Source organism: Gluconobacter albidus, from assembly GCF_002723915.1.
GTDB lineage: Bacteria > Pseudomonadota > Alphaproteobacteria > Acetobacterales > Acetobacteraceae > Gluconobacter > Gluconobacter albidus.
The window spans coordinates 1-20,853 of sequence record NZ_BEWL01000006.1 but is presented as its reverse complement, the minus strand read 5'-3'; the positions used below and the strand labels follow the sequence as shown (position 1 = coordinate 20,853).

The 20,853-nt window shown below is 59.3% G+C and carries 19 protein-coding genes and 1 tRNA gene; 14 read left to right on the top strand and 6 right to left on the bottom strand.

What is annotated here, in order from left to right; translation table 11 throughout:
- Positions 1-5: 5 nt before the first annotated feature.
- Entirely contained in the window at positions 6-1,547 is a 1,542-nt protein-coding gene (gene secD / locus GAL01_RS08445; RefSeq protein ID WP_062028752.1) for a protein translocase subunit SecD, read from the bottom strand.
- A 159-nt stretch (positions 1,548-1,706) separates the two neighbouring features.
- Between secD and GAL01_RS08440 the strand changes: the two genes are divergently transcribed.
- A complete protein-coding gene (locus tag GAL01_RS08440) occupies positions 1,707-2,702 on the top strand; it encodes a Gfo/Idh/MocA family protein (RefSeq protein ID WP_062028699.1) in 996 nt (331 codons plus the stop codon).
- 15 nt (positions 2,703-2,717) lie between these two features.
- Here the strand turns inward: GAL01_RS08440 and GAL01_RS08435 are convergent, their stop codons facing one another.
- Together GAL01_RS08435 and GAL01_RS08430 are read right to left on the bottom strand one after the other, a co-directional pair.
- The gene (locus GAL01_RS08435) at positions 2,718-4,526 is read right to left on the bottom strand and encodes an ABC-F family ATP-binding cassette domain-containing protein (RefSeq protein ID WP_062028697.1); all 1,809 of its coding nucleotides are present in this window, start codon (positions 4,524-4,526) and stop codon (positions 2,718-2,720) included.
- Positions 4,527-4,587: 61 nt separating this feature from the next.
- Complete coding sequence (locus GAL01_RS08430) at positions 4,588-5,328, bottom strand: response regulator (RefSeq protein WP_062028696.1); 741 nt, start codon at positions 5,326-5,328, stop codon at positions 4,588-4,590.
- A 223-nt stretch (positions 5,329-5,551) separates the two neighbouring features.
- On the opposite strand from GAL01_RS08430, the gene GAL01_RS08425 reads away from it, so the two are divergent.
- The 8 genes from GAL01_RS08425 (at position 5,552) to recQ (ending at position 14,830) form a co-directional block, all read left to right on the top strand.
- Positions 5,552-6,058, top strand: a complete 507-nt coding sequence (locus tag GAL01_RS08425) for a sigma-70 family RNA polymerase sigma factor (protein WP_062028750.1) — start codon at positions 5,552-5,554, stop codon at positions 6,056-6,058.
- Positions 6,059-6,189: 131 nt separating this feature from the next.
- Positions 6,190-6,765: a sigma-70 family RNA polymerase sigma factor gene (locus GAL01_RS08420; protein ID WP_062028693.1), complete on the top strand. Its 576-nt coding sequence runs from the start codon at positions 6,190-6,192 to the stop codon at positions 6,763-6,765.
- Positions 6,766-6,964: 199 nt separating this feature from the next.
- A complete protein-coding gene (locus GAL01_RS15675) occupies positions 6,965-7,138 on the top strand; it encodes a NepR family anti-sigma factor (RefSeq protein WP_158093537.1) in 174 nt (57 codons plus the stop codon).
- A complete protein-coding gene (locus GAL01_RS08415) occupies positions 7,135-9,009 on the top strand; it encodes a sensor histidine kinase (protein WP_231865263.1) in 1,875 nt (624 codons plus the stop codon). Before GAL01_RS15675 ends, GAL01_RS08415 begins: the two co-directional genes overlap by 4 nt.
- A gap of 112 nt (positions 9,010-9,121) precedes the next feature.
- Positions 9,122-10,807, top strand: a complete 1,686-nt coding sequence (gene cydD / locus GAL01_RS08410; RefSeq protein WP_062028691.1) for a thiol reductant ABC exporter subunit CydD — start codon at positions 9,122-9,124, stop codon at positions 10,805-10,807.
- Positions 10,804-12,486, top strand: a complete 1,683-nt coding sequence (cydC, locus tag GAL01_RS08405) for a thiol reductant ABC exporter subunit CydC (RefSeq protein WP_062028689.1) — start codon at positions 10,804-10,806, stop codon at positions 12,484-12,486. The genes cydD and cydC overlap by 4 nt, the downstream gene beginning before the upstream one ends.
- 54 nt (positions 12,487-12,540) lie before the next feature.
- Entirely contained in the window at positions 12,541-12,948 is a 408-nt protein-coding gene (locus GAL01_RS08400; protein WP_062028688.1) for an OmpA family protein, read from the top strand.
- A gap of 13 nt (positions 12,949-12,961) precedes the next feature.
- Positions 12,962-14,830, top strand: coding sequence for a DNA helicase RecQ (gene recQ, locus GAL01_RS08395; protein ID WP_062028680.1), 1,869 nt, complete (start codon positions 12,962-12,964; stop codon positions 14,828-14,830).
- A gap of 4 nt (positions 14,831-14,834) precedes the next feature.
- On the opposite strand, the gene GAL01_RS08390 is transcribed toward recQ, so the two are convergent.
- Positions 14,835-15,326, bottom strand: coding sequence for a copper chaperone PCu(A)C (locus GAL01_RS08390; protein ID WP_062028678.1), 492 nt, complete (start codon positions 15,324-15,326; stop codon positions 14,835-14,837).
- 120 nt (positions 15,327-15,446) lie between these two features.
- On the opposite strand from GAL01_RS08390, the gene nrdR reads away from it, so the two are divergent.
- The 3 genes from nrdR to thiL are packed head-to-tail and all read left to right on the top strand — an operon-like array spanning position 15,447 to position 17,404.
- On the top strand, positions 15,447-15,947 hold the full coding sequence (gene nrdR / locus GAL01_RS08385) for a transcriptional regulator NrdR (protein ID WP_062028675.1): 501 nt from the start codon (positions 15,447-15,449) through the stop codon (positions 15,945-15,947).
- Positions 15,944-16,423 (top strand): transcription antitermination factor NusB, encoded by a 480-nt coding sequence (nusB, locus tag GAL01_RS08380; RefSeq protein WP_062028673.1) that lies wholly within the window; start codon positions 15,944-15,946, stop codon positions 16,421-16,423. The genes nrdR and nusB overlap by 4 nt, the downstream gene beginning before the upstream one ends.
- Before the next feature lie 3 nt (positions 16,424-16,426).
- Positions 16,427-17,404 (top strand): thiamine-phosphate kinase, encoded by a 978-nt coding sequence (thiL, locus tag GAL01_RS08375; protein ID WP_062028671.1) that lies wholly within the window; start codon positions 16,427-16,429, stop codon positions 17,402-17,404.
- Between the two features lie 24 nt (positions 17,405-17,428).
- Here thiL and GAL01_RS08370 read toward each other — a convergent pair whose 3' ends face one another.
- Positions 17,429-18,622, bottom strand: coding sequence for a hypothetical protein (locus GAL01_RS08370; protein ID WP_062028745.1), 1,194 nt, complete (start codon positions 18,620-18,622; stop codon positions 17,429-17,431).
- 139 nt (positions 18,623-18,761) lie between these two features.
- On the opposite strand from GAL01_RS08370, the gene GAL01_RS08365 reads away from it, so the two are divergent.
- Positions 18,762-19,565, top strand: coding sequence for an SDR family NAD(P)-dependent oxidoreductase (locus GAL01_RS08365; RefSeq protein ID WP_062028670.1), 804 nt, complete (start codon positions 18,762-18,764; stop codon positions 19,563-19,565).
- A 111-nt stretch (positions 19,566-19,676) separates the two neighbouring features.
- Positions 19,677-20,645, top strand: coding sequence for a glucokinase (locus GAL01_RS08360; protein WP_062028669.1), 969 nt, complete (start codon positions 19,677-19,679; stop codon positions 20,643-20,645).
- A 35-nt stretch (positions 20,646-20,680) separates the two neighbouring features.
- Here the strand turns inward: GAL01_RS08360 and GAL01_RS08355 are convergent.
- Positions 20,681-20,754, bottom strand: a tRNA-Cys gene (locus GAL01_RS08355).
- Positions 20,755-20,853 lie beyond the last annotated feature (99 nt).

Here is a 20,853-nt window from a genome sequence, read left to right as displayed (position 1 = left end):
GACGATCAGACCGGAAGTTCTTTGGGACGGGCGAGGGCGTACCACCGCACGACCAGAAGGCGTGACAGCAGGAGGGTCGTGAAGAGGGTAGTGACGATACCGATGGTGATCGTCAGAGCGAAGTTGCGGACCGGCCCCGTTCCGAACACGAACAGCATGACATGCGCCAGAAACGCCGTGGCATTACTGTCGATGATGGTGCCAGTGGCGCGATCAAAGCCCGCCTGCAGGGCCTGCAGCGGACCCCGGCCGCGCTTCACTTCCTCACGGATACGCTCGTTAATCAGGATGTTGGCATCAACCGCCATACCCAGAGTTAGTAGCATACCGGCCATACCCGGCAGAGTCAGCGTCGCCTGGAACAGCGACAGGATTCCAACCATCAGGATCAGGTTCGCAAACAGCGCGATATCGGCATACAGACCAAAGCGCCCGTAAAACAGCACCATGAACACAATGACCAGAAGCAGGCCGGTCAGCAGGCTGATGATACCGGCACGAATGGACGCAGCGCCAAGGCTCGGACCGATCGTGCGCTGTTCGACCACAGACAGCGGAGCAGGCAGCGCACCGGCACGCAGCAGCAACGCCAGATCAGACGCGCTCCGGGCATCGAAACCACCCGTGATCTGACCATTTCCGGCCGTAATGGGGCTGATGATGTTCGGTGCCTCAATGACCTTGTTGTCCAGAACGATCGCAAAGCGCTTGCCGACATTGGCCCGCGTGACGTTTGCAAACGCCGTCGCCCCCGCACTGTTGAGCTGGAACGTCACAGCCCAGCCACCGCTCTGCTGATCAATCACCGCACCGGCATTCGTCAGGTCCGTCCCGTCGACATCGACGTGGTCCTGCACCGCAACCTGCGTATGCATGCTCTCGTCTTCAAGCATCGTCGAGCCGGGGCTCGCAACGCTCGGGTTCGGAGCGAGCAGGCGGAACGTCAGGCGCGCCGTCGTGCCCAGCAGGCTCTTGATCCGCTCAGGATCGCTGACGCCCGGAAGCTCGACAACAATCCGGTCGTCGCCTTCCCGCGCAATGCTCGGGTCGATCGCTCCCGTCGCGTCGATACGACGACGAACGATCTCGATCGACTGCGCCACAGCCTCACGCGCCCGGGCCAGCATCGCTTCGTGCTGAAGCGTCAGAACGATCCGACCGTCTTTTTCAGACGTCGTGAATTCATTCGGCACCACGGGCGGCAGGGACTGCATGGCCTTGAGCGCCGCATCGCGCTCGGCCACCGAACGCGGCGCAAAGCTCAGGCTCGCGGTCGCATCGTCGCGGACAAAATCCCGATAGCCCAGAGAATGATCCAGAAGGGTCTGGCGCGCCTGATCCTGAAGGGATTGCAAGCGGTCATGCTCAAGGGATTTCAGATCGAGCTGAAGAAGAAGGTAGGACCCACCCCGCAGATCGAGCCCCAGATGAATCTGCCGCCAGGGCAGGGACGGTGCGGGAGAACGCAGGAAATTGGGCAGACACAGGAGCACGCCAATCAGGCAGATGCCTGCGACGCCCAGCAGTCTGAGCCGGCTGTAATACATCATATCAGGTCGAGACGTCCTCGGCGGATTTGGACAGATCGTTTTTCAGATCATTTTCTGGCCGGGACCATGCCGTTTCCGCCATGCCGATGCAACCTTTTGCCTGTTTGGGCGCGCACGACCTTCCCGGAAAACAGCGCGCCTGATAAGCCTACCCCCATGAATACAGCGCAGCAGCTTCGTGTCGGTATCGTCGGAGCCGGCCATTTCGGACGGTTTCACGCCCTTAAATCCGCCTCAAACCCGGCCGAACAGCTTGTCGCCCTCTACGATCCCGATCCGGCACGCGCCGCCGTCGTAGCAACCGAAGCTCGTTGCGGAATTGCCACAAATTACGAAAATCTTCTCGAACAGGTCGATGCCGTCATCATCGCGGCTCCGGCAGAATATCATTTTCCCCTGACCAGCCAGGCTCTCCGGGCCGGGCGGCATGTTCTGGTCGAAAAACCGATCGCTGCCACTCTGGACGAGGCACATGCTCTGGCCGAACTGGCGGCTCAGACTGGAAAAACACTCCAGGTTGGCCACCTGCTGCGCTATTCCGCTGAACACCGCGCCATCACCGAACGGATCAGAGCCCCTCTCTACATCGAGGCAACCCGCATTGCCCCATACAAACCTCGGGGGACAGACGTTTCGGTCATTCTTGACCTGATGATCCATGATCTCGATCTTGTTCTGGCAATCGTGGACAGCCCCATTGGAGAAATCGACGCCCTGGGCGCGGCAGTTTCGAGCGCGCATGAAGATATCGCCAATGCCCGCGTCAGATTTGAAAACGGCTGTGTGGCTACCATCACAGCAAGCCGGATTTCGCTGAAAACAGAACGCCGTATGCGACTGTTCTCACAGGACGGATATCTTTCGGCCGATTTTGTGGAACGCAAACTGAGCTTCATCGGTCGTGAACGGGGAATGCCTCTTCCGGGCACAGGAGGCTTCCGGCGAGAAGCCATAAGCTGGAAAGACCACGACAATCTGGCGGCCGAACATGAAGCCTTCGCCGCTTCATGCCTTCATGGCGCTCCCGTTCTGGTCGATGCACAGGCCGGGATCAGGGCACTGGACGCCGCCATCCGTGTCACGGACAGCATCCAGAGATCCAGACAGATCATGGAGCTTTCCGGCCTGATCCCAACCCCACCAGAAAGCTAAAGAATTTCTTTCAAATCACTGATTTTCAAGAAGTTCTTTTTTCATTTCCAGTTCGAGCCACTCTTCCTCGGACTGGGTTAATTCCCCCTCGGCGGCCTTAAGAAGCTGCGTGGTCTTCTCGAATTTTGCAGAATCCCGACTATAAAGCTCCGGGTCTGCAAGAACGTCGCGATAGGCTTGAATCTTCTTTTCCAAATCAGCCATTTTCTTGGGAAGAAGGTCCAGCGCACGCTTGTCGTTATAACTGAGCTTTTTCCTCTTCTTGTCTGTTTTCAAAGCAGATTTTGGTGCAATCTCTTCTGCGCCCGAAGATAAATCTTCACGGCCTGCCGGCGCCTCTCCACGCTGGATCAGCATGTCCGAATAACCGCCCGCATATTCGATCCAGTCTCCGCCGCCATCTGACACCAGAACCGAACTCGCCACCCGATCAAGAAAATCACGATCATGGCTCACCAGCAAAACCGTACCTGCATAGTCGGCCAACATGTCCTGAAGAAGATCCAGCGTTTCCAGATCCAGATCGTTGGTCGGTTCATCAAGCACCATGAGGCTCGACGGCTTGGCCAGAGCACAGGCCAGTACCAGCCGCCCCCGCTCTCCGCCCGAAAGCTTTCCGACCGGCGTACGAGCCTGCTCCGGGCGAAACAGGAAGTCTTTCATATAGCCGATGACATGACGCTTTTCGTCGCCCACCTGCACCATGTCCCCACTGCCACCAGCAAGGGTCTCGGCCAGCGTCTTCGCTGGATCGAGGCTTTCACGCTGCTGATCCAGCGTCACCATGACCACGGAAGGTCCCATCTTGATGGTGCCGGATTGCGGCTCCATCTTCCCGGTCAGAAGGCGCAGAAGCGTTGTTTTGCCAGCGCCGTTCGCTCCCACCAGCCCCAGCCTGTCACCACGCAGAATCCGCAGGTCGAGATCTTTGACGATGGCCCGGTCATAATAAGCCCAGTTAAGGCCTTCTGCTGCAATCGTGATCTTGCCCGCGCTTTCGGCATCAGTCGCCGCCATTCGCAACGTACCCTTGTTACGGGAGGCAAGCTCACGACGCTGCGCCCGAAGCGCTGCCAGTTCTCCAACACGGCGGACATTGCGCTTGCGGCGCGCCGTGACGCCGTAAATCATCCAGTCTTCTTCCCGCGCGATCTGGCGGTCGAGCTTGTGCGCGTCGCGCTCCTGCTGTTCCAGCACCTCATCACGCCAGGTTTCGTAACGGGCGAACCCCTGGTCAAGTCGACGCGTCACGCCATTTTCCAGCCAGACAACGCTACGAGACAGCGTCTCCAGTAAACGACGGTCATGGCTGATAACGATCATCGCGCAACGGGAGGCGGAGAGCTCCTTTTCCAGCCATGTAATGGACGGAAGGTCCAGATGGTTGGTCGGCTCATCAAGCAGTAGCAGATCAGGTTCGGCAGCGAGAGCACGGGCGAGGGCGCAGCGCCGCACTTCCCCACCCGAGAGACTCTGACAGCTTTCTTCCCCCGTCATACCAAGTTCGGCCAGCATCGAACGCGCACGATAGGCCTCGGTCTCGTCAAGGCCTTCAGATGCGTAATCGAACGTGGTGGCGTAGCGCGAAAGATCCGGCTCCTGCGCCAGATAATGGACCTTTGTGCCGGGCTGCACGAAGCGCTTCCCGGAATCCGCCACAAGATCGCCCGAAGCGATCTTCAGCAACGTGGATTTTCCGGAACCATTCCGCCCAACAAGACAGATGCGCTCACCGGGCAGGACAGCAAACTCCGCGCCATCAAGAAGCGGTCGTCCGCCGAGAGTAAAGGTAATATTCTGAAGGGAGAGTATGGGTGCCGACATGGCTTCCTATGTGTCGCAGCGGGACGTCCGCCGCAAGTCACCCCCAAACCGAATTATGACATCAGACAGGCGTGACGCCACCGGTAACGGCCTGATAAGTCGCGACGGCCAGCGTCATCGGCTCAAATGGCTTGGTAATGACGAAAGACGGTTCCTGCGTTTCACCCGTCAGCAGACGCTCCGGATAGGCCGTAACAAAAATGACCGGTGCCTCATGAGTCCGCAGGATGCGCCCTACAGCCTGCATGCCATCCCCGCCGCCACCAAGATTGATATCCGCGAGAATGAGACCGGGTTTTGTTTTTACTGCCAGCGCAACCGCATCGGCTTCCGTATGGGCAACCCCCGCAATCCTGTGACCGCATCGTTCCACCAGATCCTGAATGTCCATGGCGATGATCGGCTCATCCTCAATAATCAGAACGCTGGTCTGGGCAATGCCCTGAAGGCCCGCGCGCGCTTTGTTGAGTTCAGCCGCTGCCTCTTCTTCAGTTATCCCAAGAGCCTGTGCACTGGACACAAGAGACTGTTCCTCGAGAGACGTCAGTAGAAGAAGGGCACGCTGACGGAGGGGCATGCCCACCGTGGCATCTGCGGCATGCTGCTCCAGGAATGCACTCACAAGCAGGCCGTAAAGCGCCTGTCGCGCAGACAGGCCATTATTGCGAGATGTCTCCATCAGCGTTTTCAGTGCCGCGGCGACAAGCTGATCACCCGTTTTCTGGTCACCGACAAGGGCGCGAGCGAAGCGGCGGGCATAGGGAAGTGCCTTGACGAGTTCCTGACGTGCCGGATCAGTCATGAGTCCATGGCCTCCTGAAAAAGATATCTGCCGACCCACCCCGAAACGGAATGCATCCTGCTATGAAGGTCGAATAACCATGACACGATGCCCAATCTCCGTATAGTGTTTGTGACTGCGCGACCGTCTGCAATGTCGCGTGAAGGATCTTCTTCTGAACACACCAGCATCCGAAGGGCACCAATCAGGCCCATCTTCCGGAAAAATCAGCTTCCACAGTAATCTGCTGCAGACCCTGCCAGATCTGCGAGGGTTCGCACGTTTCCTGACACGGGATGCGGTGGCTGCGGATGATCTGGTTCAGGACACGATTGTCCGTGCACTGGCTTGTCAGGATCAGTTCCAGCAGGGAACGGTCCTGAAAGCGTGGCTGTTCACAATTCAGAGAAATGCCTTTTACGAACAGACGCGCCGACGCAGTCGCGAGCAGGAGATCATGCTCGATATCGAACTCGACATGCAGCCCTCGACCGCTGCCCCCTCGCGTCAGAACGCCCGCGATGCCGTTCAGGATCTGGGAGAGCTGCTCTGGAAACTTCCCGATCTGTTACGTGAAGCCCTGATCCTCGTGGGCGGACAGGAACTCTCTTACGAGGACGCCGCGCAGATCTGTGATGTTCCCGCCGGCACCATGAGGGCCCGTGTTTCCCGGGCCAGAGCCCGCCTTGCAGAGCTGGCCTCAGAAAATACCGACGATCCAGAACCAGATCAGGAAAAAAAGACTGACTGATTTTTGGCTATATTCCGGGGAATTTTGACGCAGAAGCTTTATTTTCAAAAATTATGCGCCTCGGGATGCAACATTTTCGTTTGGCCATTCATTGATCTCCTGAAAACAGAACGAAATCAGGAGTCAGTTCCATGACGTTCCACGATCAGGTTATTGCCATTCTTCCGAAGCTGCGCGTTCAGGCCCTTTCCCTGACCCGCAACCGTGCGGCTGCCGAAGACCTCGTACAGGACGCCGTGTGCAACGCTCTGGCTGCACAGAACAGCTTTATCCCGGGAACGAATTTTTCGGCGTGGATGCACCGTATCCTGCGTAACCGTTTCATTTCCGATCTTCGCAAGCGTCGTGAGACGACCGATATCGACGATGTGCCCGCAGCGTCTTTCGCCAGCCCGGCCACCCATGAAGACAGTCTCGCCCTGAAGGATCTGTCGATGGCGCTCTCCCGTCTCCCGTCCGATCAGCGCGAAGCTCTTGTCATGGTCGTGATTCAGGGCATGAGCTACGAAGAACTGGCCGAGGCAACGGATTGCGCCGTCGGCACGGCAAAAAGCCGCGTCTTCCGGGCACGCCGTCAGCTGGAAGCCTGGATGAGCGGAGACCTTCCGACCAACGACAAGCTCCGTGTGAAAGTCAAAGCCCTGCGCGATGCCATGGATGCCCGCCGTCGCGCTGGCCATTCTTCTGAGGATCTCATGCTCTCCTGACCACGTTGTCTGCAGTAGGGCAAATCCCGTCCATTGCGGATTGGAAGCGATTGCAGAAAACGCGGTGTTTTCGTAAGACTGTTTCTGGCAGTTCATCCCGCAACGGCTTTTCGAAAAGAAGCCGGAGTTCGCGCCATAATCAGTATCAGAAGTGCAGAATCTGCGCCTCTGACGTCACAGGAAGGTTCGGGACCAGCCAATGACCGCAGGAGACAAGCGGAAGTCTTCAGTCAACGATATCAAGGCCGAGGAACAGGACTCGCCCTTTGGTATCTGGCTGAGCCGGGGCCTTCATCAGCTTTTCGATGATGTTGCAAACGAGCCCATTCCCGATGAGCTTCTCAGACTGATCGAGGAAGACCGAAACAAGTGACTGTTACCCGGTCTGGTTCTCCAGACCTGAAGCCGAGGCGCTGGCATCGTCTGTTTCGCGGACGCAAGGCCCTGCGCCATGTCCGTATGCTTGATACTGTCGGCGCCCGGGTCATGGCACTGATTGTCGCGACCACTCTTCCTCTCGCCATCATCGCGTCAATGCTTGCCTGGCACAGCTATCAGCAGAATGTCGGCAACAGCACCCTGCGAACCGAACGCGATATGCAGCTCGCAATTTCAGAAATCACGACGGATCTGGATCAGACCCATACGCTTCTGGATATGCTTGCTGACGGCGACATCTCGTCGGGAAACGCACTACGGGAATTTGCTCTCGTCCAGACAGTCTCCCAGCATCATTACTGCCTGCTGATGCTGACGGATGTGGAAGGTCGCCCCTCGGTCGTACTGCCTTCGCCGTCAACGCAGGACGCAGCGATCTGTCACTCTTCCGAACAGGCATCACCGTCGATGATGTCCGCCTCCGCACGACTTCCCGTGGTGGGAATAGATGTCCTGAAGGGTGAGCGTGGTCCGCTCCTGAAGTTCGTTGTTCCCATTCTCAGCAATAATTCCGTTTCCGGCTATATCATAGCCATACGCACCCTTGGCTGGCAGCAGAGCCATCTTCGGAAAGGAGACAGCCGTCTCCTCCTTGGAACAGACAATAATTCCCGGCATTTTCTGACGATGCCAGACTCATCTCTGTATTCGTTATTTCCGGATCGTCCCATATCGGCAAATCTGCCCCCGAAAGCAATGACCCGCCTGGAGAGGGATATTACCTCCCTGAGCCAGCACGATATCTTCACAAGCCAAGGCATCACATATGCTTTCCAGAATGCTTACGGACCGGTCAGTCTGATCGTCGCCACCGAGCGCACGGCCGAAGAAAGCCACGCTCTTAATATCTTTCTGATCCGGGTCAGTCTGATTGTCGGTTTGCTGGTGCTGGAACTGCTTGTCGTAGCACTCGGCGCAAGCATCTTTCTGGTTGATCCTCTTGAAAAGCTTGCCCTTGCCGTTGCTGACTGGAGGCGGGGCGCACTGTTTGCACCCAGGACCAATCATTCAATCCCGCTTGAAATCCGGCATCTGGAAAAAGCTTTCCTCCGTGCCACACGTCGGCTGACCCAACATGAAAAGGATCTGGAGCAGTCGGCCCGAAATCAGGATATGCTGATCCGCGAGATCCACCACCGCGTAAAGAACAACCTGCAGGTTGTTGCTTCCCTGCTCAACCTGCAGGCGAGCCGCATCCGCTCCCATGAGGCACGCGAAGAATTCCGCCTCGTAAGAGATCGTGTAAGGGCGCTCGCGACCCTGCATCGTTACCTGTATTCGGAAAGCGGCCTCTCGGCACTGGACGTCCAGAGTTTTCTGGAAGAACTCTGCAGCATCCTGCTCTCAGCCAACAGCATGAATGCCCAGACCCGTATCCGGCTTCGGCTGGATATCGAACACGTTCTGATCTCTCCTGATCAGGCCGTACCCATTGCGCTGATCGTGACCGAGGTGCTCAGCAATGCCCTGCGATATGCATTTCCCGGCGAGCGGGCCGGACATATCATCATTGCCCTGCACAAAGTCGTTCCATCAGATCCTGAAAAAGAAGGACTGGTGGAACTGAAGCTGGGGGATGATGGCATTGGCATTGATGCCGGTCAGGCCAGCGAGTCCAGGACTCGCAGGGAAGGAATCGGCATGCAGCTTATTCGTGGATTTGCCCGCCAGATCAACGCGGACATGACGGTCAGCAACGAAAACGGAACCTGGTACACCCTGCGCTTTATTCCCGAACGCCCGTCTCTGACGGCGCTCGCCATGGCCCGCAAAGCCATCAGTCACGATGAAGACTCGACGCGGTAATAGCGTAACGGCCACAGGTTCCACCTGCAAAACCACGAAAAAACCTAAATAAGCAGCAAGAATTGCCTCAGGCACTGTCTTGTCGGGCTTTTGCGACCTATATGCAGGGATCATGAAGGCCGACAAGACAATCGCAAAAGCGTGGGTAAAGGCACAGGGACGCGCCAGCCGCTCCCGAACCTCTGTCGTAGTATGTTTAGGATTGCTCTCAACCCTGCTGGGACTCCTGCAGGCCTGGGCGCTGGCACGAACGCTGGCTTCAGTGCTGACGCACGACACGGACAGTACCGGACCGGCGATTGCCGTCTTCCTTCTTGCCTGCCTTCTCAGGGTCATTCTCTCGACCGTGCAGGAAATGACTGCCGTGTCGGCGGGAATTCAGGGGCGTCGTCGTCTACGTAAAGAAGTTCTTGACCGGATCCTCAGCGAAGGGCCGGCCCTTCTTCGCCGCCACCACAGCGCCGCCATCGCCGCGACACTGGTTGACCGGATCGAGGCGCTGGACGGCTATTTCGCGCGATGGCTACCCGCTGCGTCGCTCTGGCTGGTCTCGCAATGGCTGGTCGTGGTCGCGGTTTACGTTGAAAACCATCAGGCTGGCCTGATTCTTGCTGCGTGTTGCGCCGTACTCCCCATCTTTCAGGCCGTCTTTGGAATCGCCACCGCCGTGGCGTCCCGCAAACAGTTTCTGGCCATGGCACGCCTTCAGACGCGTTTTCTGGACCGTGTGAAGGGAATTGCGACCATCGTTCTCTCAGGCGGGACCGAGCGTGAGGCACAGGCTCTGGCGAAAAGTGCCGATGATCTGCGTCAACGCACCATGAAAGTCCTGCGGATCGCGTTTCTCGCTTCCGCCACCACGGATGTAGCCATGGTCGTGGCACTCGTGCTCATCGTCGTAACGCAGGCCCACAATCTCATGGGTCATCCTTCCAACGCCGTCCTGACCCGCGCGCTCTACGCCGTTCTATTGGTTCCTGAAGCATTCGCCTCGTTCCGTGCACTTTCAGCAGCCTATCAGGATCGTGCGCACGCTACCGCCGCCGCAGAAGCCATGCATGAACTGGCTCCGCTGACTGCGCGCGCAGCCAGTGGCCCGAACGTACGTCATACCGGAGGCGGCATTTCGGTCATGGCAGAGAACGTCTCTTTCGCATGGGACGAGCAGCGCGGCACGGTCATCCACGATATCGGTTTCACTCTTGCCGCAGGCGAGACTCTTATTCTGGAAGGCGCATCCGGAGCTGGCAAATCCACACTTCTGGAACTGCTGCTCGGCTTTGTTTCGCCCTCACAGGGACGTATCCTGTTTAACGGCCAGGACATGCAGGATTTTTCCCCGCGACAGATTTCTTCCCTGATCAGCTGGATCGGTCAGAAGCCTGTCCTTTTTGCCGGGACCATCCGGGAAAACATCCTGTTCGCCAAGCCCGATGCGACGCCAGAAGAGATTCATCATGCGGTCTCCGCTGCTGCCGTCGATCAGTATTTGTCATCTCTGCCAAACGGTCTGGAAACACGGATCGGCGAGGGCGGATTTGGCCTCTCCGGCGGTCAGGCGCAACGCATTGCCATTGCCCGTGCCTATCTCAAGAACTCGCCGCTTCTGCTGCTGGATGAGCCAACCTCCCATCTCGACCCCAAAACCGAAGCCGAGATCCTCCTTAGCCTGAAAGAACTGGCAAAGGGCCGGACGGTCATCCTGTGCAGCCATTCCGCACAGGCCCGCCAGTTTCAGGGACGCCATCTTGTTCTTGATGGGGGCCGCGCCATCGCCTTTACGGGAGAAGCCGCATGAGCGCCCCGCTGCCTACAAACCCGGTCGCAGCAACCCGCAGCGAAACGGCACTCTCCCGTATTCTTCAGGTCTGGCGTCCGCAATATACCCGCCTCATCACTGGCATCGTCATCGCCGAACTGGCCGTCTGTGCCGGACTGGCCCTGATGGGGCAGGCCGGTGGCCGCATGGCAGGTGCGGCGATTGGTGTGGGAGCCGCCTATCTTCTTCTCCGCCTTTCCGGCGCCGCCCAGATCATCCTGCGTTATTTCGAGCGTCTCTATACCCATGACGCCATGTTCCGCGCCCTGGCGGATCTACGGGTCTGGTTTTATCGCAGGCTTGCTGGCGGAGCTGCGGCAGGTCTGGGTTTCCAGCGTTCGGGAGACCTGCTCTCCCGTCTGGTCTCCGACGTCCAGACCCTTGACAGCCTGTACCTGCGCATTCTCGTTCCATTGATCTCAGCGCTGCTGACTCTCCCGATCGCCACGATCGTCTGGATGAAGGCAGGAACACAGGCAGGACTGCTGACAGGTGCGCTGTTCGCAATCCTGGCCTTCGTTCTGCCGCTTCTGGGAGCGCGCCTGTCCCGGCGTTTCGGACCGGACATTCTTCATGCAGAATCGGAGCTGCGGGTTGCCGCACTCGATCTCGCCTCGGGCCTTCGGGAGGCCCGGGCCTTCGGCGCGGAAGACGTCCTTGCCGCAGTCGTTACGGAGCGGCAGGAAACACTCTTCAAGACCCAGCGTCGCCAGCAGACACGCATGGCCCTCATGCAGGGTTTTGCGGGCCTCATCGCCAAGGGTGGTATCGCCATCATTCTGTGCGCAGTAGCCGGAATTCTGTTTCCCCAGGCACCAGCCGTCGCTGGCCTTACGGCGCTTTTCGTGGCGATCACGGCACTTGAAGGCGTGACGGGCCTGGCGCGGGCCGGTCTGCTGAGCGGACAGGTCAACCACGCCGCACAGCGTATTGTCGAGATTGCCGATAAGGCTCCTCCAGCTCCAGAGGGTAATGCGCCACTCCCGCTCGGACGGGATCTGCGTCTCGAAAACGTGACGTTCAGCTGGACGCCGGATCGCGCGCCGATCTTCCGTAATCTGAACCTGACCCTGCGTCAGGGAGAGCGTGCGGCGCTGATCGGCCCTTCCGGAGCCGGAAAGTCCAGCCTTGCCGCTCTGCTTCTCAAAGCCGCATCCCCCAAGGAGGGCCAGATCCTGCTGGGCGGGACCGATATCAGCACCCTGCGTGACCGTGATCTTCGCTCGCAGATCGCATGGCTGTCGCAGGCCAGTCACCTGTTTGACGATACGGTACGCGGGAACCTGCTTCTGGGCCGGGAAGACATTCCCGACGAAGCCCTCTGGACAGCTCTGGAGCAGGCCCGGATCGCAGATGTCGTTCGCAGCCTGCCTGACGGCCTTGCGACATGGATCGGAGAAGGCGGCTCGAAGCTGTCGGGCGGGCAAGGGCGCCGCATTGCTCTGGCACGCGTCCTGTTGTCCGATGCGCCCATCCTCGTCCTCGACGAACCCGCAACCGGGCTGGACGCCGATACCGAGCGCGCGTTTCTTGAAACACTCAATAACGCGACCGAAGGACGAAGCATCCTGCTGATCGCGCATCGTCTGACAGGTGTGGAAAAACTGGACCGCATCTGGCGTCTGGAAGACGGACAGGTTATTTCCAGTGCATGCTGAACGGCGCGCGCCGATCCAGCTTCACGCCCCTCCACCCTGACAGGACGCTACGCCATGGCACGTTTCCTCTCCTTCGTCCGCATCGCGGCTCCGGTTTTCGTTCTGTCAGCTACGCTGGCAGGATGCGCCGAACAGCCCACGCGCGACAGCTACGTTGTTTTCTTCGACCGTGAATCGGTCACGCTCAGCCCCGTCGCACAGGCTGTTGTCACCAAGGCCGCCACGGCGGCCCGCGCTGAACACGCCACTATTGTCCGCGTTTCCGGTTCCGCCGGCGTGAATGGCGATGCCGCAGTCCTGAAAGAACTGGCCACGAGCCGCGCACAGGTGGTCGCCACACAACTCAGCAGCGACGGCATCAATGGCGCGAAGATCGAAATGACGCCCTACACCCCGAGCCAGCTTGAAGATTCACACGTCGCCCTGCGTCGCGTTTCCATCACCATCGTTCCGGGTCTCTGATCCGGAAGCAGAAATGACGCAGGCGCAGAACCCTTATCCCGTTGACCCGCAAGCCAGCTTCCCCCTGACCCCTGAAGGGGTGCTGGCGAAAGTCTTCGGATTTTCGGGGTTCCGCGGCCTCCAGCAGGACGCCGTCGAAACGGTCATGCGAGGCGAGGACGTTCTCGTCCTCATGCCGACCGGTGGCGGTAAAAGCCTGTGCTATCAGGTTCCCGCGCTTTGCCGGGATGGGATGGGCCTCGTCATTTCGCCCCTGATCGCCCTGATGGACGATCAGGTGGCGGGTCTACGGCAGCTTGGAGTGCGGGCTGCTGCCCTGCATTCCGGACTTGAGCCGGATGAACGCGACGAACTCCAGAGCGATCTGCGCAATGGCCGGATCGACATTCTCTATATTTCCCCCGAACGCCTGCTCCAGCCTGCAACGGCGAATTTCCTCTCAAAACGCCAGATCTCGCTGATCGCAATTGATGAAGCACACTGTATCTCGGCCTGGGGTCATGAATTCCGCCCGGAATACCGCGCACTCGCAAGCCTGCCTGAAATGTTTCCAGGCGTCCCGCGCATTGCCCTGACGGCTACGGCTGATCCAAGAACCCGCAACGATATCCTGAACGCCCTGGGCATGCCCGAAGCGCGGGTTCTGATGGCGAGCTTTCATCGCCCCAACCTGATTGTGGAAGCCCGTGCCAAAGCCAGCGAAAGCCGCCAGCTCCTCGATACACTTCAGAGCCACCGTGAAGGTGCCTCCATCGTCTATTGCGGCAGCCGCAACAAGACCGAACGCGTCGCCACGATGCTGCGCGACAAGGGACTGACGGCTCTGCCGTTTCATGCAGGCCTTTCCGCGCTCGAAAAGCGCGCCACACTGATGCGCTTTCGCTCCGGCGAAGAAATGGTCATCGTCGCGACCATCGCCTTTGGCATGGGCATCGACCGGCCCGACGTTCGCTGCGTCGTCCATCTGGACATGCCATCCTCACCAGAAGCGTATTACCAGCAGATCGGACGGGCAGGGCGCGATGGCGAACCCTCAGACACCCTGCTTCTGTATGGTGGCGAGGACATGGCGCGAGCGCGATACTGGCTTGAACAGTCCAGCGCACCAGACCACGAAAAGCGGGTCATGCAGGCCCGCTTGGAAAGCATGATCGCGCTTACGGAAACCACAGGCTGCCGTACCCAGGCGCTGCTTGCGTGTTTCGGGGAAAACCTTCCCCAGCCCTGCGGCCATTGTGACAACTGTATCAATCCGGTCTCGACATTCGACGGCACGCAGGCCGCGCAGAAAGTCCTGTCCGCGATTTATCGCACCGGCCAGCGCCTTGGCGCGGTCCAGCTCTCCAATATCCTGCGCGGCAAGACGAACGAGACGATCGAGCGCAATGCCTACCAACACCTTTCTGTGTTCGGGATTGGCAAGGAGCATAGCGAGCAGTGGTGGCGCGCCGTCATCCGTCAGCTAATCGCGCGCGGCGCCATCCGGATGCACGGTGAATATGGCAGTCTGGCGCTTCAAAGCGACATTGCCCGCCCCATCCTGCGCGGCGAGGAACGTGTCGCGCTCAGGCTTGAAGCCAAGGCTGCCTTGAGCGCCAGCGCCGGCTCGAATGGCAATACGGAAAACGACCGCCTGTCAGCGGATGAAAAACCGTATTTCGATGCCCTGCGACAATGGCGGCTGTCCGAAGCGCGGGAGCAGGAAATTCCGCCCTATGTCATTTTCCATGACTCAGTCCTGCGGGATATCGCTCGCGAACAGCCTGAAAACCGTGACGGGCTGGGCTGCATCAAAGGCGTCGGCGCCTCGAAGCTGGATCGCTACGGAACCGCTGTCCTGACTGTTCTGCGGGAAATCCGCGAGCCTGCCTCAGCCCACTGAAGCCTCAGTCATGGGTCAGTTCGTCAGGCCCCGTCACGGTGAAGCTGACGGTTATGCTGCCGCCGTTGAGAATATCGAACGTGAAAGGCACCTTGCTGCCTACAGCAGGCATCTGCCGGATACCCATGCACATCATGTGATAGCCCGAGCGCGGGAAGATCATTGTGGAGTCGTGAGGTAAGGCCAGATGGGTAAAGAGGTCATTTGCCCCTTCGGTCTGCTGCTGGTTCGTATGATGTGCAACCACGTTCTCGCAGAGCGGAGACGAGATACCCTTCAGAAGATGATCGGCACTGTCATCGTTGCGAATCGTGAAATAGCCCGCGCCGCGGTTCGGGAAATATGCCGAAGGGCGGAATGTCCCGTCCATGACCACGACCCGCTCCGCATCATGAGCGGCATCTGGCGGCGGCGCTGTTCCCGAAAGTGACTGCTGGGCCAGTGCCTGCGACGCAGAGAGAGCAAAGAGGGCGGTCAGGACAGATACCCGTTTCAACGACAGTCTCCCGTGAGTGTAAGCAGTTTCGTTCAAGGCCCGTTTGGGCCGGAACACATCATCCGGTAAAGTGCTCCCACTTACCCGGCCCCGACAAGGCCCGAACTCTCAGGATCGCGAATGCGTTGCCCTTTTTGTGGACATGACGATACCCAGGTCAAGGATAGCCGCTCCACGGAAGATGGCGTTGCCATCCGGCGCCGACGCGTCTGTTCGGCATGCACACAGCGTTTTACGACCGTCGAGCGGGTCCAGCTCCGCGAACTCTCCGTCACCAAGGCAGACGGAAGACGCGTTCCTTTTGACCGGGACAAGCTGGCACGCTCCATCCGCGTCGCCCTGCGCAAGCGTCCGGTTCCCGAGGAACGTCAGGAACAGCTGGTCAACGGGCTGGTCCGCCAGCTTGAGGCTTCAGGGGAACACGAAATTTCTTCCCATCGCATCGGCCAGCTTGCGATGGACGCATTGCGCGAAGTGGATGGTGTGGCCTATGTCCGCTTCACCAGCGTCTACCGCGACTTCCGCGAGGTCGAGGCGTTCTCGAAAATCCTCGCCGACATGAAACCCATTCCCGGGGATACGGCCGTACCGTCCCCCGACGACTCCCAGGAGACACCATGACCGTTACCGACGCCACCAACCCGACGCGCCGCAGCCGGACCATTGCCCGCGTCGCAGCCGTTCAGGCGCTGTTCCAGTGTGAACAGTCCGGCGACACGGCGGAAACCGTCATCAGCCAGTTCATCCGCCATCGCCGCGTCAGTTCCACCGCCCTGTTCGAAGACGGCCATATTCCCGATGCCGACCTGAAACTGTTTCAGGAAATCGTCCTCGGCGTCACCCGGCGGCAGGACGACATCGACACGAAGCTGAGCGGCGTTTTGCCCGAACAGTGGCCGCTGCCGCGTCTGGACCCTGTCCTGCGCGCGCTGCTGCGCGGCGCCGTTTTCGAACTGATCGCTACCGACACGCCGGACCGGATCATCATCAACGAATATCTGGACGTCGCTCACGGCTTCTTCTCCGGCGATGAGCCCAAGATGGTCAACGGGATCCTCGATACCCTCAGCCGCAGCGGTAATGACGGCAACACCTGATCCATGACGGGCAGATCGGACTCCGAAAACGCCGGATCAGGCGAGTTCAGCTTCATTGCCCGTCATTTCCGGCCTCTCGCCGGAGTAGAGGCCCTCGACCTGCGGGATGATTGCGCGCTGATGCGCTGCCCCATAGGCGAGGAATTTGCCATCTCGACCGACACCATGGTCGAAAACGTCCATTTCCTTCCTGACGATCCACCGGAGACCCTCGGTCGCAAGCTGTTGCGGTGCAACCTGTCCGATCTGGCGGCCATGGGCGCGCGACCCCATGCCTACACGCTGAACGTGACCGTCCCGCGCGGAGGCCGACACGACGAAAGCTGGTTTTCCGCCTTCTCGCGCGGCCTCGCGGAAGACCAGCGGCGCTACGGCGTGCATCTGATCGGCGGCGATACCACATCCATCTCCGGCCCACTGGTCCTGTCTGCCACCGTATTCGGACTTCTCAGACAGAACACGGCGCTTCGCCGCAACGGAGCCAGGGCAGGCGACGATATCTGGGTCACAGGAACGATCGGCGACGCGGCCCTGGGGCTGCTGGTTCTTCAGGGCAAACTGAAAGACCCATCGGGTTTTCTGACCGGGCGATACCACCTGCCGCAGCCCAGAACAGGCTTGAAGCTTCACGGTATTGTCAGCGCGGCAATGGATATCTCGGACGGCCTTGTTCAGGACTGCGGACATATCGCGGCGGAATCAGGCGTCCAGCTTGTTCTCGAATCGGAGACCGTTCCTGTGTCGGAGGCGGCTGCGCGGCTCGGACCGGAATGGCTCATGAAGCGTCTATGTGGCGGCGACGATTACGAGTTGCTTCTCACATGCCCGCCCGAACGGTCACAGGCACTTCAGACCGCGTGCCAGACCGCCAATATCCCGATCCACCGTATCGGCAGGGTTCAGGCAGGCCGTGGCGTCAGGGTTCTGGACGCGGGAGGACATGACATCGTTCCCGAACAGGGCGGCTGGCAGCATTTCTGACGCCGCCCTGTAAAAATCCGGCTTTCAGGCCGGATCGTCGATTGGTCGTTCATAGAGCCGATAGCGCTTGTATGGCTCAGGAACGATGCTTTCAGCCAGATTACGCATGTTGGAATCGGAAGCCTGAATCCACCCCAGTTCCACCCAGGAATAGGGCAGGGACTTCCGGCGACGCATCAGTTCGGCAATTGCCAGCGAAGGCAGGAGCGCACCCAGAACGGTGCCACGCAAACGCTGCGTCACACCCAGCAGAATGACACGCGCCGAATGAAAGCGGTGCGTCGTCAAACGGGCCGCAAGCTTTACCCAGCCCAGAGGAGAGGGAGAGCCTCCAAGATCGCCGGCAATGTCGTAAAGATTGGGAACCACCAGCGCCATGGCAACAGGTTCGCCATCCTGGTCGATCTGGACATAATGCTCAGGACGAAGAACCGGACCAAGCTGTTTGATCATGGCCTTCATTTCGTAGTCCTGAAGCGGTACGAAATTGAACTTGTCGCTCCAGGCATCATTGTAAAGCTGGCGCAGGATTTCGCCCTGATCGGCGATCTGCTTCTTCGACAGGCGCCTGATGGCAATCGAGCCGAGGCGGCCTTCGCCAATCTTGAGATCGCCTGGAACCTTGAAACGCGACTCCGTCTGGTCATCGAGATCGAGCTTGTAGCTGAGCAGATCCTCAACTGGCGTATAGCCCGCCTCTTCGACCAGCTTGCCCATCAGGCGCGGGTGCCAGGGCATGGCAACCATCAGAGGCTGATCCTGCCCTTCGATCATCAGGCCGGATTCGCCATTGCCGCTCAGCGTGACAGGGCCGCGCATCGTCTGCACCCCCTGAAGACGCAACCAGTTCCGGGCCGTCTCCAGAAGCGCACTGACGACACTGCCTTCAGGAACAGCGTCCAGTGCGCCGAAACATCCGATTTTCATGCCCCAGTGCTCGATGGCACGATGATCCACAATTGCCGCGATACGCCCCACAGCCGTGTTTCCACGCCATGCCAGGAAGTAGCGAATGCTTGCATGCCGAAAAATCGGCGCTTTTTTCGGATTCAGAAGGTCATCCTGTTCCATGTCGAAAGGCGGGACAAAACCTGCCATTCCAGCATAAATGCGACGGGGTAGCGTCGTGAACAGTTTGAGATCAGCCCGCGTCGTTACTGGCCGGACCACAAGATCATCATGCGGCGCAGGGATGTCAGTCCTGTCGGGCAGTGTCATAATGGCAGGTGTACCTCTGATCGAAAAAAACATCCCGTCCAGCGGGGTGATGTGCCAATACGGCACGGGGTCGCATCTTGTTGCATGGGAGGGCTATACCCTTCCAGTCCCGATCCGACCACGAATAAAGCGGTTTCCCATGTCAGATGCTTCTGTTTCCTCTTCAAACGCTCCGTTTCACGTCCTCATTACCGGAGGATCGAGCGGTATCGGCGCTGCTCTGGCCCTCCAGTACGCCCGACCGGGAACCCATCTGACGCTCTGGGGCCGCAATCCCGCACGCCTTGAAGACATTGCCGCACAGGTCGTCCGCAAAGGAGCCTCGGCAGAGACACTGTCCCTGGATCTCTGCCGGACTGACGACGCCCTGGCCGCCCTGCGCAAAACGGACGATACACAAAAGATCGATATCCTGATTCTGGGCGCCGGACTGGGCGATATCCGCCCTGAAGGCGCCCTGACGGAAACAGCAGAGCAGGTCCGCGACATCTCTCTTGTCAATTTCACAACGCCTGCGACCCTCGCGACGGAAATGGCCTCACGCATGGCCGTCCGCAAAGAAGGCCGGATCGCACTGGTGGGTTCAGTTGCAGCCTTCCACGATCTCCCGGTTGCCACGGCCTATAGCGGCTCAAAAGCAGGTCTGGCACGCTTCAGCACGGCCCTGCACGCCGCCATGACCCCGCACCATGTGTCTGTCACACTAATTTCACCGGGTTACGTCGACACACCGATGAGTCAGCGGCTCGAAGGGGCGCGACCTTTTCTCGTATCCTCGAATCATGCTGCCCGCATGATCGCGCGTGCCATCGGGCAGGGAAGGGCGCATCTGCTTTTTCCATGGCCTTTTGCCATCGCCCGTTTTCTTGAAATGATCGTGCCACGCGCCATTGTTCACAGGCTGCTGCGGACGGCGGAGGTCCGGCAGCGCCCAGTCCGCTGAATTACGACTTCCATCACATCCGGAACTTGACGCGGAGGAACCGGTAGGCAACTGCTGCGCATAGAAAAAGCGCAGGCCGTCGGCCAGCATCGCCAGAGGACTTGAGGTGCCATGAGGGAAATCGTCGCCGTCGATATCGGTGGAACGCACGCACGTTTTGCAATCGCGACCATCGAGGATGGCAGGGTCGTCACGCTGGGTGAGGCCACGACACTGAAATGTGCGGAACATGGCAGTCTGGCGCTGGCATGGGAAACATTCGGCCGGTCCCTGAACCGTGACCTGCCGCGCGAAGCCGGCATTGCGGTAGCCTGTCCGGTCAGCGGAGAAATCCTCAAGCTGACCAACAACCCCTGGATTATCCAGCCCAGTCAGCTCCCCGCGCGCCTGCACCTTGATAATTTTGTGCTGGTCAATGACTTCGGCGCTGTGGCCCACGCCGTGGCACAGGTTGATTCATCCTACATGAAGCATCTGTGTGGACCGGACATCGACCTCCCAACCGAAGGCGCCATCACTATCGTCGGACCGGGAACGGGTCTGGGAGCCGCCTGCCTTCTCCGCCGCAACGACCGGTATTTCGTAATGGAAACCGAAGGCGGCCATCTGGATTATCCTCCCCTCGACGAGCTGGAAGACAAGATCCTCAGTGCGCTGCGCCTGCGTTTCCGCCGCGTTTCCGCCGAGCGCATCGTCTCCGGCCCGGGACTGACCAACCTGTATGAAGTCATTGCGGAAATGCAGGGCTGGCCCATCACCCTGCGTGACAACCGGACCCTGTGGCAAAACGCGCTTGACGGCTCAGACACCGTGGCCGTTGCCGCGCTGGAGCGATTCTGTCTCAGCCTGGGCGCCGTTTCCGGCGATCTGGCTCTGGCCCATGGCGCACGTGGTGTTGTCATCGGCGGCGGACTAGGCCTGCGCCTCGCAGACAGTCTCGGCCATTCCGGATTCGCCGAACGCTTCGTCGCAAAAGGACGCTTCGAGACCATGATGACCGAAATGCCGGTCAAGATCATCACTCACCCACAGCCCGGCCTGTTCGGAGCTGCCGCCGCATACGCAGAAGCTCATCCGTAAAAAAAACTACTGTCTGGATTTCTGGGGAAAGTCTCTGGAGGTCCGGGCGGGAATCGAACCCACATACGCGGATTTGCAGTCCGCTACATCACCATTCTGCCACCGGACCTCGATGGAGACAGGCGCTATATCCCTCTTAGCGCCTGAAGGGTCAAGACCGATAATTGATCTGCAGAAGGATTTTTCTTCTGCCTTCGAACAGGCTATT